This is a genomic window from Aminobacter sp. MDW-2, assembly GCF_014250155.1.
Lineage (GTDB): Bacteria > Pseudomonadota > Alphaproteobacteria > Rhizobiales > Rhizobiaceae > Aminobacter > Aminobacter ciceronei.
Map to the genome: position 1 here is coordinate 939,405 of NZ_CP060197.1, position 13,632 is coordinate 953,036.

Below are 13,632 nucleotides of genomic sequence, written 5' to 3' on the forward strand. Positions count from 1 at the left end.
GTTCTATCATTTTGTTGTCGCATGATCTTTTCCGAAAACCAGTCCCCACTTTTCGGGATCATGCCAGTCAGCCAATGGGGTCCAGCCGCATCGGCAAGCCCGCTTTTGCCATGTGCGCCTTGGCCTCGGCAATGGTGTAGGTGCCGAAATGGAAGATCGAAGCGGCCAGCACCGCCGTGGCGTGGCCATCGCGGATGCCCGCGACCATGTGGTCAAGGTTGCCGACGCCGCCCGAGGCGATGACCGGCGCACGCACCGCATCCGCCACCGCGCGGGTCAGCGCAATGTCATAACCGATCTTGGTGCCGTCGCGGTCCATCGAGGTGAGCAGGATCTCACCGGCGCCAAGATCCACGACCTTACGGGCAAACTCGACGGCGTCGATGCCGGTACGCTCGCGGCCGCCATGGGTGAAGATCTCCCAACGGTCGGCTTCGTCAGCCTCGGACACCTTCTTGGCGTCGATGGCGACGACAATGCACTGGTTGCCGAACTTGTCGGCGGCCTCGGCGACAAAGGACGGGTTCTTCACAGCCGCCGTGTTGATCGACACCTTGTCGGCGCCGGCGAGCAGCAGCTTGCGGATGTCGGCAACCTGGCGCACGCCGCCGCCGACGGTCAGCGGCATGAAGCACTGCTCGGCAGTGCGGGCGATGACATCGAAGATGGTCTCGCGGTTGTCGGATGAGGCGGTAATATCGAGGAAACAGAGTTCGTCGGCGCCGGCGGCGTCATAGGCCTTGGCAGCCTCGACCGGATCACCGGCATCGATCAGGTCGACGAAGTTGACGCCCTTGACGACGCGGCCGTCTTTCACGTCCAGACACGGAATAACGCGAGCTTTAAGGGTCATTTCCGTTCCTCGAAAAGGCCCGGCTCGGGCTTGAGCGTGCCGCGCAGAGTGGCCAGCGCCTGGGCCGGGTCGATGCGGCCGTCATACAGCGCGCGGCCGGAGATGGCACCTTCGAGCTTTTTCGCGTCGGGCATGGTCATGCGGACGATATCGGCCAGCGAGGCGAGACCGCCCGAGGCGATGACCGGGATCGAGACCGCCTCGGCGAGGTCGATGGTCGAATCCCAGTTGATGCCGGCCAAAACGCCGTCACGGTCGATGTCGGTGTAGATGAGGGCGGCGACGCCGGCGCCCTCGAACTTCTTCGCCAGCTCGACGACACCGAGGCTTGAAGCTTCGGCCCAGCCCTCGACGGCAACCTTGCCGCCCTTGGCGTCGATGCCGACGGCAACCTTGCCGGGGAACTTTTTGCAGGCTTCCTTGACCAGCTCGGGGTCGCGCACGGCAACGGTGCCGAGGATGACACGGGCGAGGCCCTTGTCCAACCAGCTCTCGATATGGGCGAGCGAACGGATGCCGCCACCGAGCTGCACCGGGTTCTTCGTGGCCTTGAGGATCGCCTCGACGGCCGAACCGTTGACGCTCTCACCGGCGAAGGCGCCGTTGAGGTCGACGACGTGCAGCCACTCGAAACCCTGGTCCTCGAAGGCTTTTGCCTGGGCGCCGGGATCGTCGTTGTAGACGGTGGCCTGGTCCATGTCGCCGAGCTTGAGGCGCACGCACTGGCCATCCTTGAGGTCGATGGCGGGGAAAAGGATCATGCTCAGACGCCTTCGACGATGACGAACTTGCCGACGGAGGCGGCGTGGCGAAGCTTCACCACCTCCTGGTATGCGGGTGAGTGGTAGCAGGCGATCGCCCGCTCGTAGGATTCGAACTCGACCAGGACATGGCGGTTGCCGGTCGGGCCTTCGGGCTGGTCGTACTGGCCGCCGCGCACCAGAAGCTTGGCGCCATAGGGGGCGATCGCCGCAAGGTTTGCGGCGATGTAGGCCGGATAGGCCTCGGGGTCGGTGATCTCGATCATCGCCATCCAGTAGGCCTTCTTGGTCGTCATGGCTTCCACCTCAAGAAATTGGCAATCAGGCCGAGGCCAAGCGCCTGGCTCTTTTCGGGATGAAACTGGGTGCCGACAAGATTGTCGCGCGCAACCGCCGCGGTAACCCGGCCGCCATAATCGGCGGTGGCCAGCACTTCTTTCTCCTTGCTGGCGTCGAGATGGTAGGAGTGCACGAAATAGGCGTGCAGCCCTTGCGGCCCGGTGGCGATGTCCTTGAACACCGGGTGGTCGTGTTTCACGTGAATCGTGTTCCAGCCGATCTGCGGAATCTTCAGCGTCGGATCAGTCGGCGTGATCTCCTTCACGTCGCCTGATATCCAGCCGAAGCCCTCGGTGACGGTCTTTTCGAGCCCGCGCTCCGACATCAGCTGCATGCCGACGCAGATGCCGAGGAAGGGATGCGCCTTGCGGATGGCGACCTCCTCGACCGCTTCCCACATGCCGTCGACGGCGCGCAGGCCCCGGGCACAATCGGCATAGGCGCCGACACCGGGAAGCACGATGCGGTCGGCCGAACGCACGCGATCGGCATCGGCGGTCAGTTCGATCTCAGCCGTAATGCCGGCCTCGCGGGCGGCGCGTTCGAAGGCCTTGGTTGCCGAGCGGAGATTGCCCGAACCGTAGTCGATGATGGCGACGCGCATGTCAGTGTCTTCCGGGATAGTGCAGGAGGCCGAGCGCCGCACCCGATGGCTGTGGGCGCGGCGACGCGGCGGGGGCGATGGTAACGGGCGTCGGCTGGGTTTCATCAGCGTCGTCGTCGGCCGCATAGAGGTAGCGTATCTCGGCGTCCTCGATGGTGTCGGCCTCGATCACGCCCCACTGATGCCAACCGGCGCGGCGAAGGGCGGCGACCCTGAGCGCACCGCCTTCGAGGCCGACATAGAGCGAGATGAGCAGCGACAGCAGCGGCACGGCTGCGATCAGCTCGGTCCATTCGCCGACGGCACCCAGTGCAAGCGTGACCGCGAAGGTCAGCGCCGCCAGCACCCAGAGCCGATGCCACAGCATCCACAACAGCGGGGCGATGAATCCGAAGAAATAGAAGCCGTCACGGACGAAGACGGCGCCTTCCGAAGCGGTTTTTCCTGCCGAGGCAGGCGGCTCCATGACGACATGGATGGCCATGGCTATCCCTTCAGGCTGCCCTTGGTCGAGGGTACTGCGTCAGGCTGGCGCGGATCGCTTTCAAGGGCCATGCGCAGCGCGCGCGCCACGGCCTTGAAGCAGGTTTCGGCGATGTGATGGTTGTTGGCGCCGTAATGGTTGGTGACGTGCAGTGTGATGCCGGCGTTCTGAGCCAGCGCCTGGAAGAATTCGCGCACCAGCTCGGTGTCGAAGGTTCCGATCTTGGGCGCCGAGAAATTGACGTTCCAGACCAGGAACGGGCGGCCCGACACGTCGATGGCGGCGCGCGTCAGCGTCTCGTCCATGGCAAGGTCGATCGAGGCATAGCGCATGATGCCGCGGCGGTCACCGAGCGCCTTGGACAGCGCCTGACCGATGGCGATGCCACAATCCTCGACGGTGTGGTGATCGTCGATATGCAGGTCGCCCTTGGCTGAGACCTTCATGTCGATAAGCGAATGCCTGGAGAGCTGGTCGAGCATATGGTCGAAGAAGCCGACGCCGGTTGCCATCTCCGAACGGCCGGTGCCGTCGACATGGACCGAAACCGAAATCTCGGTTTCCTTGGTCTTGCGGCTGACTTCGGCGGAACGGGGGGCCATTGGCGGATCCTTGTCCTCAAAAACGAGATGCTAATAACAGCATGTTCGGCCGGTTGCCAATCGCCGCGAAAGGGCATTTCGTGATGCGGCGTGACGATTTGCAATCCTTGCGCCGCGTCATACATAAGACGCCAACTTCCACTCGTAACGCGCAAGCCGCCAAACAGGGGCCGCGCGCCATCGGAGCAACATATGTCCAATGAACAGAGCATGCACGCCACGACGATCGTGACCGTGCGCAAGGGCAACAAGGTTGTCATCGCCGGCGACGGTCAGGTCAGCCTCGGCCAGACCATCATGAAGGGCAACGCCCGCAAGGTCCGCCGTCTCGGCAAGGGCAATGTGATCGCTGGATTTGCCGGCGCCACCGCCGATGCCTTTACGCTTCTCGAAAGGCTTGAAGCCAAGCTCGAGCAATATCCTGACCAGCTGACCCGCGCCTGCGTGGAACTGGCCAAGGACTGGCGCACCGACCGCTATCTGCGCCGCCTCGAAGCGATGATGCTGGTGGCCGACAAGAACGTGTCGCTGGCGCTGACCGGTACCGGCGACGTGCTGGAACCGGAATTCGGCGTGATGGCCATCGGCTCGGGCGGCAATTACGCGCTCGCCGCGGCGCGTGCGCTGATGGACACCGACAAGGACGCCGAGGAGATCGCCCGCAAGGCGATGCAGATCGCCGCCGACATCTGCGTCTACACCAACCACAGTTTCGTGGTTGAGACGCTCGACGCGGCATGAGCACGGGCGCCGCAACCTGCTCCGCGGGCGCGACCCTGCCTCCGCAGCGCAGGGCACTGCGACTACCTGACCGGTTCGATCTTGCGCCGGTCGACGACCGTAACTTCTCGGCATGCGAGCGGGTTGGGCAAGCGATCGATGCGGTCGTCGCCGGGTGGCTCGCCAGCTGCGGCTACGACAGGCTGTTCGTGACGCTGGCTACGCCGGACTTCGCAATGGGCCTGTCCGCGCTTGTTCGCTCGCTGCGGACGGTCAGCGACGTCCCCATTCTTGTCCTTACGCAGGGTGATCTCGTACCCGATGTCGAGGCCGACGACGTGGCATTCCTTGAGGTGCCCCCATTGGTGCGCCTCGGCCACGCCTTCCCTGCCGATGCGCAGCATCTCGCGGTGACGCTCAGCAAGCTATGGGTCTTTTCGCTGACCCGGCCTGCGCGCGTCGCCTTCATCGACGCAGATTGCCTCGTGCTTCAGCCCATCGACGATCTCTTCGACGGTGAGGGCTTCGCAGCGGTGCCCGATCTCTTCATCAACTACAAGACACCCGCCTTCAACGCGGGTGTCTTCGCCTTCACGCCATCCGCCGAAATCAGTCGCGGGCTCTTTCAACGGCTGCCGGAGCTTTCGGTGGGGGACGGCGACCAAGGCATCCTCAACGCCTTCTTTCCCAACTGGCGGCAGCTGCCGCAGGGGCTCAACTTCCTGCGAGCCCATGCGCTCGTGCGCGCGCAGGCCCAGGACCAGGCGATCAGGATCGTGCACTACACGCCCTCGAAGCCCTGGGTACCCGCTCCCGTTTCGCCGCGCGACCCGGTGCTCGCCCCACTCGACGAGCTCTGGACAGAGCGGCTGACGCCCGTCGAGCATGTCGCGCTGGTGCGTGATTGGCGGGCACGCCTGGCCACGGCCGAAGCTAACATCGCCTCGTGGATGGGGCCGGACACCGCAAAATTCCTTCAGGACGACATGGATTTTGCCGACGGCAGGAAGCGTCGCAGGCGCGAGCGGCGTTTGAAATACGGGCTTGTCGCGCTTGTAGTCCTGCAGGCAGTGCAAGCAAGTTTTATTGCCTGGATGCTTCTCCATCAGACGAATGCATTGAAGTAAGGGGTTTGTATGACGTCCTACACATTCCGATCCGTCGAGCTGGATGACCTTGATATCCTCGCCGAGTGGCTCGCCGAGCCGCATGTCGCCGAGTGGTGGGACGATCCCGAGACCGAGATCGCTCTGATCAAGGAGCACATCGACAGCATCTCGGTCGAACCGCTGATCATTGAGCTGGACGGCAAGCCGATCGGCTACCTCCAGAGCTACGATCCGCACATGGAGGACGACCATCCTTACCAGGACCAGCCCTTTGGCACGCTCGGCGTCGACCTGACGATCGGCGTGCCGGGACTGGTCGGCAAGGGCCATGGCTCGGCGATCCTCGCCCAGTTCGTCGAGGAACTGTTCGAGGAAGGCGTGCCACGCGTTATCATCGACCCGCACCCCGACAACAAGCGGGCGATCCGGGCCTATGAGAAGGCCGGCTTTGTGGCGTTCGACACGCGGACCTCTGAATATGGTCCGGCGCTGATGATGGCGCGCGATGCCGACGAGGAGGATTTCGACGCATGAGCAGTGCGCAGGAAATGCTCGCCATATCGCCAGGTGTACTGCGAACAGCGGTCGACAGCGGATTGGTGACGGCCGAACAGGCGCAAGGCCTGCGCGAGCTGGAACAGGCTAAGGCACAGGTGAGGGAGGCGGAACCGCATGACGACGAGAAGTTCCGCTTCATCAGCGGCTTCTCCGACATCTTCGTGACCATTGGCCTCGGACTTTTCCTCGGCGCACTCGGCTACTTCTCCGGCGACGCAGTTGGCAATGCCGGCATGTTCGCCGTCATCGCCGTGGCGAGCTGGCTTCTGGCCGAATACTTCACCCGCCGGCAGCGCATGGCGCTGCCCAGCATCGTGTTGCTTCTTGTCTATGCCGGGGCGGTGTTTTTCACAGTCGCCGAAGCCTTCAACCCGAGCCTCGGCTTCGGACTAGGGCTCGGCAACCATGGCGGCCTGCCGATCGTCATCGCCGGGCTTGTGACCGCTGTGGCAACCGCATTGCACTACCGGCGTTTCCGGGTGCCGGTGACGATCGCAGCCGGCGTAGCCTCCCTTGTCGCCTCGGCCGTCGGGGTTCTTTTCATGATCGTTCCCGATTTCGCCGAACAAGCGGCCAAGCCGTTGCTGCTGGCTTGCGGGCTCGCTGTGTTCACGCTTGCCATGCGCTTCGACCTGAGCGACCCGCAGCGCCAGACACGTCGTACCGATATCGCGTTCTGGCTGCACATGCTGGCCGCACCGCTGATCGTACACCCGCTGATCAGCGGGCTGGTTGGCGACGGCGGTTCCGACGTCGTCTCGGCCTGGAGCATCCTTGCGATCTTCGTCGGACTGGCGTTGGTCGCGCTCGTCGTCGACAGGCGCGCCATTCTTGTTTCCGGCCTGTCTTATGCCGGCTTTGCCTTCGGCGCGCTGGTCGTGAAGGCAGGGCTGTCGGACAGCGTCGTGCCGTTGACGATGCTGGTGCTCGGCGCGCTGGTGCTGCTGCTCAGCGCCGGCTGGCATGCGTTGCGGCGGGCCATTCTGTCACTGCTGCCCGGCGCCCTTGCGCACCGCCTTCCAGCCCATACATAAGCCCCAACTGAGTATTCGAGAGTATCGACATGTCCACATTCTCCCCCCGTGAGATCGTTTCCGAACTCGACCGCTTCATCATCGGCCAGAAGGACGCCAAGCGCGCCGTGGCGATTGCCCTGCGCAACCGCTGGCGCCGCCAGCAGCTGGAAGGCCAGATGCGCGAAGAGGTCATGCCCAAGAACATCCTGATGATCGGACCTACCGGCGTCGGTAAGACCGAGATCTCGCGCCGTCTGGCCAAGCTGGCAGGTGCGCCCTTCGTCAAGGTCGAGGCGACCAAGTTCACCGAGGTCGGCTATGTCGGCCGCGACGTCGAGCAGATCATCCGCGACCTGGTCGAAATTGCCATCGGCCTGGTGCGCGAAAAGATGCGTGAGGACGTCAAGGCGCGCGCCCACGTCAACGCCGAGGAACGCGTGCTCGAGGCCCTCGTCGGCAAGACGGCGAGCCCCGCCACCCGCGACTCGTTCCGCAAGAAACTGCGCGATGGCGAACTCGACGACAAGGAAATCGAGGTCCAGGTCGCCGACACCGGCACCGGCGGCATGCCGAGCTTCGACATCCCCGGCATGCCCGGCGGCAATGTCGGCGTGCTCAACATCAATGACATGCTGCAGAAGGCGATGGGCGGCCAGCGCACCAAGTCGCGCAAGATCACCGTCAAGGAATCCTACGCGCTTCTGATCGGCGACGAGTCCGACAAGCTGCTCGACCAGGACGAGGTGGTTCGCCGGGCGCTCGAAGTGACCGAGAACGAAGGTATCGTGTTCCTCGACGAAATCGACAAGATCGCACGCGGTGACGTCCATGGCGGTCCGTCACGTGAAGGCGTGCAGCGGGATCTGCTGCCGCTCGTCGAAGGCACGACGGTTGCGACCAAGTACGGCCAGGTGAAGACCGACCACATCCTGTTCATCGCTTCGGGTGCCTTCCACGTCTCCAAGCCGTCGGACCTTCTGCCGGAACTGCAAGGCCGCCTGCCGATCCGCGTCGAGCTCCGTGCGCTGGAGAAGGACGACTTCCGCCGCATCCTGACGGAGACGGAAGCCAGCCTGATCAAGCAGTATATCGCCTTGATGCAGACCGAAGGCGTCAACCTCGAGTTCACCGACGACGCCATCGATGCGCTCGCCGGCATCGCCGTCGATCTCAACGCCAGCGTCGAGAACATCGGCGCCCGGCGCCTGCAGACGGTGATGGAGCGCGTGCTCGACGAGATCTCCTACGACGCGCCGGATCGTAACGGCACGACAGTGAAGATCGACGGCGCCTATGTGCAGAAGCATGTCGGCGACCTCTCGAGGAACACCGACCTGTCGCGCTTCATCCTCTAGGCCTGGTTCGGCCGGCGCGCCAAACGGGCCGGCCATTCCTTGCGGCAGCTGCGGTAGATGTGGCCGAATGGTTCCAGCCGGCCAGCTTTCGCCTGACACCGGAGACAATATTCTCGACTAAGCCGAGGGCATTTCCTAGTTTGCCCTGACAAAGCTTGGGCAAACAGCAGCACATGAAGCGCGTATTCTTCTCGGCATTTCTCCTGGCGGCGGCCTTCGCCGTTCCGCAAGCATCAGCGGCGACCGTCGTCGCGGCCGGCAACGTGCATGCCGAACAGCCCGATGTGCCGGGTGCCTCGTCCAAGCGCACCAAGGCCGGCAAGACCACCTTCGACGCCAAATACCGCAAGGTCTATGCGCTGCTGCAGAACGACGCCGATTTGCGCGGCAAGATCAAGACCGTGGCGCGGGCTTACGGCATCGACCCGATGCATATCGTCGGCGCCATCGTCGGCGAGCATACCTACAATGTCGACGCCTATGACCGGCTGCAGACCTATTACGTCAAGGCGGTCTCCTATCTCTCCAGCAAGCTGCGCTTCGCCTATGAAGGCGAGGACATCTCCGACTTCATCAAACGGCCGGAATTCGCCGACTGCGCCGGCAAGTCCGGCAGCTACGAATTGTGGGAATGCCGCGAGCGCGTCTGGAACCAGCATTTCCGCGGCAAGACGGTCGGCGGCACCAGCTTCCCCAATGACCGCTTCAGCGCCACATTCTTCCAGCCCTTCTATGCCGGCCAGACTTTCGGCATCGGCCAGCTCAACCCGCTGACCGCACTGCAGATGAGCGACGAGGTCCACACTGTATCCGGCCTGCCCAGGCTCGACGAGAAAGATCCGAATGCCGTCTACAAGACGATCATGGATCCCGACTTGACGCTGCCTTACGTCGCCGCGACGCTGAAGACGTCGATCGACGCCTACAGGAACATCGCCGGCTTCGACATTTCGCAGAATCCGGGGCTGACGGCGACGCTCTACAATGTCGGCAGTCCTGAGGCCCGCGCCTACGCGCTGAAAGCCGAAAATGAGCGACGCCAGGCCGCAGGCGAACCGGCGAAGCTGCCCGAAGAAAACTATTACGGCTGGCTGGTCAACGACCGCCTCAGCGAGCTGCAGGCGCTGTTCTAGGAAAAACTATCTGCGTTTCTTGCGCGCGATCGCCTCGCGGACCTGCGCATTCAGTGCCGCCAGTTCGACATCATTCAGTTCGTCGATCGCTTCGGCCATCAGGTTGGCAAGCTCGGTTGCTGCCGGTGACAATCCCGCCGTGTCGACTACCACCCGTGGATGCGAGCCCTCTGCCAGCTTCTGCAATTCCTCGGCATCATCCCAGATGACGTTGAAGTAGCCGATGATCTTCTGGATCATCGGCCAGGTCGGCACACCACGATGGCCGTGCTCGAGCGCCGAGAGATAGGCGGCGCTGACGCCGATGCTGGCGGCCATGTCCTTCTGGCTGACGCCGCGTTCGCGCCGGAGTTCGCGGATGCGTTCGCCGAGCGGCGTCATGCACCGAGCCTCCGCCTGATCCTGATGTAGAGCGCGCCGGAGCCGCCATGGTGGCGCTCGGCATGGTCCTGGCTCGAAATCAGCATTCGGAACGGCGCGGTGTCGAGCCAGGCCGGTACCATGCGCTTCAGCACGCCGTCGCCGCCCTTCGAATTGCCCTTGCCGGTGATGACCAGAACATAGCGCAGGCCGCCGGCATGCGCCCGGCTCAGGAAGGCATAGAGCAGCGAATAGGCCTCGTCCTGGGTCATGCCGTGGAGGTCGACCCGGCCCTCGATCGGCAGGCGGCCCTTGGAAAGCTTGTCGCGTGTCGGAACGTCGAGCGAATGGGCGACATACTGCCGTTTCGGCGCCTTCGCTGGCGCCGGCGCAGACTGCTCGGCGGCGATTTTTACCGGCATGGGCTCGGCCTTCGGCGCCTCGACCTTGGCAACCTCGGGGATTTCAACCGCTCTTTTGCCCTTGAGCGGCGAGGCGGTGCGGGCGATGACGTTCCACAGCACACGCTCCTCGTCGCTGAGCTTACGATCCCGACGCGTGCTCATCGCTGGCCCACGGCGAGCAGGGATTTCGGCAGAAGCGCAAAGAAATCGGCGTCGTTGCGGACCACGCCGGCGATCTCGCCCGCGTCGAAGCCGGAACCGGCAAACAGGTCACCGCGCGCCGGGCCGGTGATGGCCGAGCCGGTATCCTGGGCAATCATCAGTCGGGCAAATGGCTTGCCACCGAAGGCAGTCAGGCCGGGAGCGGCGATGTAAAACGGCGTGCCGAAGGTGTGCAGCAGACGGTCGACGGCGACTGACCGGCCAGGCGTCAAGGGGACTTTCGCCGCGGCGACCGGGCCAAGTGCGGCGTTCTCGACTTCGGCGTGCCGGAAGAAGATGTAGGACCGGTTCTGCCAAAGGATCTCGTCGACGCGGTCAGGATTGGCCTTGAACCAGGCCCGGATCGACTGCATCGTCACCTTCTCAAGCGGTATTTCGCCGATCCTGGCGAGAATTCCGCCCGGACCGGTGAACCGCTGGCCGGATTTCGCGGCATAGGTCACACGACGCAGCGACCCATCGGGCATGTTCAGCCGGGCGGCACCCTGGACGTGGATAAAGAACGCATCGACCGGATCGGCGACCCAGGCGATCTCCAGGCCCTGGCCGGCGAGCGCACCCTGTTCGATCGTTGGGCGGTCGAAATACTCGATCAGCCCGTCCGGGGTCTGCCTGGCGAAAGCAAGATAAGGGTCCATGCCGACGGGGCGATTGGTGTCCTCGACATCGACAAGATCAGCCGGGCGCGACAAAAGCGGCACGGCAAACGTGTCGGTGCGAACAGGAGACGCCTCGACGTCTGGTTCGTAAAAGCCGGTGACGAGGCCATGGTCGCGACCTTCGGGTGCGACGAGGGCAGGCTGGAAGTGGCGCTCGAAGAAAGCGCGGGCGTCAGCGCGATTGACGGCCGGTCTTTCGCGGGCCTCCGCGTAAGCGGGGCCAAAAGCGTCGGAGGCGACGCCGAGGGCGCCGCTGCGGTAGGCTTTGGTCAGGACGTGGAAGGCAGAACGGCGAAAAGCCTCGAAGGCGGCCAGCTGGTCATCATCATACCAGGCGGGCAGGTCGCCAAAGCCGACCTGGGTGAATGCGGGCGAGAGCAGCACGGGCTTCGCCCGCCGCGCGCGATCAGTCTTCTTCCTCGGTCGCGACGAGCTTCCAGTTCGGGTCACGCGAGCGGGTGTCGCGGGCAAAGGTCCAGACGTCCTTGACCTCGGCCACTGTCTCCGGATCGCCGTCGATGACCTCGCCGGCCTTGTCGCGGGTCGCCGAAATCAACTCCGAGACGATGCGCAGCGTGACATGAGCCTCACCACCCTTCATTTCAGCCGACACGATGTCGGCCTTGTCGATGCCGACGAAGGAGGACTGGATCTTCTCCGAACGGCCCTCGCGGTCGGCGATGGCGGCGACGAAGCCGTCGAAGACTTCACGCGACAGAAGATTCTTGAGCGTTTTGCGGTCGCCATCGGCATAGGCCATGACGATCATCTCGTAAGCCATCTTGGCGCCGTCGACGAAGCCCTTGGGTTCGAAGGAGGCGTCGGCGTCCTTGATGGCACGCAGGCCCTTGTTCAGCTCGGTGCCCGGCTTGGCAAACGCGTCGATGGCGACATAGGCCTCGTCGGCTGCCTCGCCCGGAGCGCGCTTGCGCTGTGGCAGCGACACGACGTTCTCCGGCTTGCCATTGGCGTCCTGCGGCTTGCTGCGGGCCGCGGTGTAGGGATCGAAGGGCGGACGTTCATTGCCCGTACGGCGTCCAAGCACGTTGCGCAGCTGGAAAAAGATCACCACCGCTGCGATCAGAAAGAAAATCGTGCCGAAATCGAAGAATTCCATATCTTCCGCCGATCCGTCCCTTGTTCGCGGCCGAAGCCAGCTTATGTGCCATTCGCCGGCGCCGCATCTGTGCCGCGCCCGTAGCCCTTGCATATAGAACGCATGCGCCGATCATTCAAATTAAAGGCGCAGCACCCTATCTAAAGATGTATGCACTATGCCTGTGACCGCATCTGGCTGTCACGTCAACTCAAACCGGACGGATCGACGCTCTTCATGCTGCCCCTCCTGCTCCTTGCCCTGCCTTTGCTCGAGATTGCCGGCTTTGTGGTGGTCGGCAGCGAAATCGGCGTGCTTGCGACCATCGGCCTGATCCTGCTCAGCGGCATCGTCGGCTCGATCCTGCTGCGCGTCCAGGGTTTCGGCGTCATGACCCGGATCCGCAAGGAGATGGACGCCGGCCGCGATCCGTCCAAGGAACTGGCCAATGGCGCGATGATCGTTCTGGCCGGCATCCTGCTTTTGATCCCAGGCTTCATCAGCGACATCATCGGCATCCTGCTGTTCCTGCCGCCGGTGCGGGCGCTGGCTTGGCGCTTTCTGAGCAAGCGGGTGCGTTTCAGCACCGATTTCGGCGGCTTTGCGCGCCGCGGCGGCCCGGCAGGAGGCAAGACCATCGACCTCGACGAGGACGACTTCACACGCCAGCCGGACCCGAATTCGCCGTGGCGCTCCATCCGCGACGAGTAGTCGGCGAGCTTCCGACGCCGGCAAAACCTTGTCTTGGCATGCCGAGCATGCTAGCGAACCGCGGATTCCAATCCGGGCCGCATCGCGGCCAAGCCAAGAGGACATGGGCTAATGGCCACGAATGAAGCGCCGGAAGGCGCCAACGGCAACGGTAATGCACAGCAGCCCACACTCAATGTGCTGGCGCAGTATGTGAAGGATCTTTCCTTTGAAAGCCCCGGCGCTCCGAATTCGCTGCGCGGCCGCGACAAGGCTCCTGGCATCAACATCAACGTCAACGTCAACGCCAACCCGATGACGGACAAGCAGTTCGACGTCAACCTGACGTTGAGTGCGAAGGCTGCCTTCGACAAGGACGTGCTGTTCAACGTCGAGTTGGTCTATGGCGGCGTGTTCCGCATCGACGGCTTTCCGCAGGAGCACATGCTGCCGCTGCTCTTCATCGAGTGCCCGCGCCTGCTGTTCCCGTTCGCTCGTCAGATCATCGCCGAAGCGACCCGCAACGGCGGCTTCCCGCCGCTGATGCTCGACCCGATCGATTTCGCCCAGATGTTCCAGCAGAAGATCGCCGAGGAACAGGCCGCTTCCAAGGTCAAGGTCAGCTAAGACCCCACGCCTTCAAGCGTCATCAATCAAAAGCCCGGCG

The 13,632-nt window shown here is 63.7% G+C and carries 18 protein-coding genes; 8 read left to right on the plus strand and 10 right to left on the minus strand.

Features of this window, described 5'->3' with window-relative positions:
- Positions 1-67: 67 nt before the first annotated feature.
- The 6 genes from hisF to hisB are packed head-to-tail and all read right to left on the minus strand — an operon-like array spanning position 68 to position 3,643.
- A complete protein-coding gene (gene hisF, locus H5P29_RS04540) occupies positions 68-853 on the minus strand; it encodes an imidazole glycerol phosphate synthase subunit HisF (RefSeq protein WP_154385277.1) in 786 nt (261 codons plus the stop codon).
- A complete protein-coding gene (gene hisA / locus H5P29_RS04545) occupies positions 850-1,614 on the minus strand; it encodes a 1-(5-phosphoribosyl)-5-[(5-phosphoribosylamino)methylideneamino]imidazole-4-carboxamide isomerase (RefSeq protein ID WP_154385278.1) in 765 nt (254 codons plus the stop codon). The genes hisF and hisA overlap by 4 nt, the downstream gene beginning before the upstream one ends.
- Before the next feature lie 2 nt (positions 1,615-1,616).
- Positions 1,617-1,910: a DUF1330 domain-containing protein gene (locus tag H5P29_RS04550; protein ID WP_067955765.1), complete on the minus strand. Its 294-nt coding sequence runs from the start codon at positions 1,908-1,910 to the stop codon at positions 1,617-1,619.
- Entirely contained in the window at positions 1,907-2,557 is a 651-nt protein-coding gene (gene hisH, locus H5P29_RS04555; RefSeq protein WP_067955767.1) for an imidazole glycerol phosphate synthase subunit HisH, read from the minus strand. The genes H5P29_RS04550 and hisH overlap by 4 nt, the downstream gene beginning before the upstream one ends.
- A 1-nt stretch (position 2,558) precedes the next feature.
- Positions 2,559-3,041, minus strand: a complete 483-nt coding sequence (locus H5P29_RS04560) for a DUF2628 domain-containing protein (protein ID WP_067955769.1) — start codon at positions 3,039-3,041, stop codon at positions 2,559-2,561.
- A 2-nt stretch (positions 3,042-3,043) separates the two neighbouring features.
- Entirely contained in the window at positions 3,044-3,643 is a 600-nt protein-coding gene (hisB, locus tag H5P29_RS04565) for an imidazoleglycerol-phosphate dehydratase HisB (RefSeq protein WP_067955771.1), read from the minus strand.
- Positions 3,644-3,835: 192 nt separating this feature from the next.
- On the opposite strand from hisB, the gene hslV reads away from it, so the two are divergent.
- From hslV to H5P29_RS04595, 6 genes are all read left to right on the plus strand, one after another.
- A complete protein-coding gene (hslV, locus tag H5P29_RS04570) occupies positions 3,836-4,384 on the plus strand; it encodes an ATP-dependent protease subunit HslV (RefSeq protein ID WP_067955773.1) in 549 nt (182 codons plus the stop codon).
- Positions 4,381-5,490 carry a glycosyltransferase gene (locus H5P29_RS04575; RefSeq protein WP_154385279.1) on the plus strand — a complete coding sequence of 370 codons (1,110 nt, stop codon included), beginning with the start codon at positions 4,381-4,383 and terminating at the stop codon, positions 5,488-5,490. Before hslV ends, H5P29_RS04575 begins: the two co-directional genes overlap by 4 nt.
- 9 nt (positions 5,491-5,499) lie before the next feature.
- Complete coding sequence (locus tag H5P29_RS04580; RefSeq protein ID WP_154385280.1) at positions 5,500-6,006, plus strand: GNAT family N-acetyltransferase; 507 nt, start codon at positions 5,500-5,502, stop codon at positions 6,004-6,006.
- Positions 6,003-7,064 (plus strand): hypothetical protein, encoded by a 1,062-nt coding sequence (locus H5P29_RS04585; protein ID WP_154385281.1) that lies wholly within the window; start codon positions 6,003-6,005, stop codon positions 7,062-7,064. Before H5P29_RS04580 ends, H5P29_RS04585 begins: the two co-directional genes overlap by 4 nt.
- 29 nt (positions 7,065-7,093) lie before the next feature.
- Positions 7,094-8,401 (plus strand): ATP-dependent protease ATPase subunit HslU, encoded by a 1,308-nt coding sequence (gene hslU, locus H5P29_RS04590; RefSeq protein WP_067955779.1) that lies wholly within the window; start codon positions 7,094-7,096, stop codon positions 8,399-8,401.
- Between the two features lie 173 nt (positions 8,402-8,574).
- Positions 8,575-9,534: a DUF1402 family protein gene (locus H5P29_RS04595; RefSeq protein ID WP_067955781.1), complete on the plus strand. Its 960-nt coding sequence runs from the start codon at positions 8,575-8,577 to the stop codon at positions 9,532-9,534.
- Positions 9,535-9,540: 6 nt separating this feature from the next.
- Here the strand turns inward: H5P29_RS04595 and H5P29_RS04600 are convergent, their stop codons facing one another.
- The 4 genes from H5P29_RS04600 to H5P29_RS04615 are packed head-to-tail and all read right to left on the minus strand — an operon-like array spanning position 9,541 to position 12,296.
- Positions 9,541-9,915: a helix-turn-helix domain-containing protein gene (locus H5P29_RS04600; RefSeq protein ID WP_154385282.1), complete on the minus strand. Its 375-nt coding sequence runs from the start codon at positions 9,913-9,915 to the stop codon at positions 9,541-9,543.
- Complete coding sequence (locus H5P29_RS04605; RefSeq protein ID WP_067955785.1) at positions 9,912-10,460, minus strand: Smr/MutS family protein; 549 nt, start codon at positions 10,458-10,460, stop codon at positions 9,912-9,914. The genes H5P29_RS04600 and H5P29_RS04605 overlap by 4 nt, the downstream gene beginning before the upstream one ends.
- On the minus strand, positions 10,457-11,563 hold the full coding sequence (locus tag H5P29_RS04610; RefSeq protein ID WP_067955787.1) for a murein transglycosylase A: 1,107 nt from the start codon (positions 11,561-11,563) through the stop codon (positions 10,457-10,459). Before H5P29_RS04610 ends, H5P29_RS04605 begins: the two co-directional genes overlap by 4 nt.
- 22 nt (positions 11,564-11,585) lie before the next feature.
- Complete coding sequence (locus tag H5P29_RS04615) at positions 11,586-12,296, minus strand: Tim44/TimA family putative adaptor protein (protein ID WP_067955788.1); 711 nt, start codon at positions 12,294-12,296, stop codon at positions 11,586-11,588.
- 216 nt (positions 12,297-12,512) lie between these two features.
- Here H5P29_RS04615 and H5P29_RS04620 point away from each other — a divergent pair, with 216 nt between their 5' ends.
- Both H5P29_RS04620 and secB read left to right on the plus strand, forming a co-directional pair.
- Positions 12,513-12,986 (plus strand): FxsA family protein, encoded by a 474-nt coding sequence (locus H5P29_RS04620; RefSeq protein ID WP_067965892.1) that lies wholly within the window; start codon positions 12,513-12,515, stop codon positions 12,984-12,986.
- Positions 12,987-13,097: 111 nt separating this feature from the next.
- The gene (secB, locus tag H5P29_RS04625) at positions 13,098-13,592 is read left to right on the plus strand and encodes a protein-export chaperone SecB (protein ID WP_067955790.1); all 495 of its coding nucleotides are present in this window, start codon (positions 13,098-13,100) and stop codon (positions 13,590-13,592) included.
- Positions 13,593-13,632 lie beyond the last annotated feature (40 nt).

What these genes read in the sequence shown, in the direction of transcription:
- H5P29_RS04595 (WP_067955781.1), top strand. Translation starts at nt 8,575, where the DNA reads ATGAAGCGCGTATTCTTCTCGGCATTTCTCCTGGCGGCGGCCTTCGCC.
- H5P29_RS04620 (WP_067965892.1), top strand. Translation starts at nt 12,513, where the DNA reads ATGCTGCCCCTCCTGCTCCTTGCCCTGCCTTTGCTCGAGATTGCCGGC.
- H5P29_RS04585 (WP_154385281.1), top strand. Translation starts at nt 6,003, where the DNA reads ATGAGCAGTGCGCAGGAAATGCTCGCCATATCGCCAGGTGTACTGCGA.
- hslU (WP_067955779.1), top strand. Translation starts at nt 7,094, where the DNA reads ATGTCCACATTCTCCCCCCGTGAGATCGTTTCCGAACTCGACCGCTTC.
- H5P29_RS04600 (WP_154385282.1), bottom strand. Translation starts at nt 9,915, where the DNA reads ATGACGCCGCTCGGCGAACGCATCCGCGAACTCCGGCGCGAACGCGGC.
- H5P29_RS04550 (WP_067955765.1), bottom strand. Translation starts at nt 1,910, where the DNA reads ATGACGACCAAGAAGGCCTACTGGATGGCGATGATCGAGATCACCGAC.
- hisF (WP_154385277.1), bottom strand. Translation starts at nt 853, where the DNA reads ATGACCCTTAAAGCTCGCGTTATTCCGTGTCTGGACGTGAAAGACGGC.
- H5P29_RS04605 (WP_067955785.1), bottom strand. Translation starts at nt 10,460, where the DNA reads ATGAGCACGCGTCGGGATCGTAAGCTCAGCGACGAGGAGCGTGTGCTG.
- secB (WP_067955790.1), top strand. Translation starts at nt 13,098, where the DNA reads ATGGCCACGAATGAAGCGCCGGAAGGCGCCAACGGCAACGGTAATGCA.
- H5P29_RS04560 (WP_067955769.1), bottom strand. Translation starts at nt 3,041, where the DNA reads ATGGCCATCCATGTCGTCATGGAGCCGCCTGCCTCGGCAGGAAAAACC.
- hisB (WP_067955771.1), bottom strand. Translation starts at nt 3,643, where the DNA reads ATGGCCCCCCGTTCCGCCGAAGTCAGCCGCAAGACCAAGGAAACCGAG.
- hisH (WP_067955767.1), bottom strand. Translation starts at nt 2,557, where the DNA reads ATGCGCGTCGCCATCATCGACTACGGTTCGGGCAATCTCCGCTCGGCA.
- H5P29_RS04575 (WP_154385279.1), top strand. Translation starts at nt 4,381, where the DNA reads ATGAGCACGGGCGCCGCAACCTGCTCCGCGGGCGCGACCCTGCCTCCG.
- H5P29_RS04580 (WP_154385280.1), top strand. Translation starts at nt 5,500, where the DNA reads ATGACGTCCTACACATTCCGATCCGTCGAGCTGGATGACCTTGATATC.
- H5P29_RS04615 (WP_067955788.1), bottom strand. Translation starts at nt 12,296, where the DNA reads ATGGAATTCTTCGATTTCGGCACGATTTTCTTTCTGATCGCAGCGGTG.
- hslV (WP_067955773.1), top strand. Translation starts at nt 3,836, where the DNA reads ATGTCCAATGAACAGAGCATGCACGCCACGACGATCGTGACCGTGCGC.
- hisA (WP_154385278.1), bottom strand. Translation starts at nt 1,614, where the DNA reads ATGATCCTTTTCCCCGCCATCGACCTCAAGGATGGCCAGTGCGTGCGC.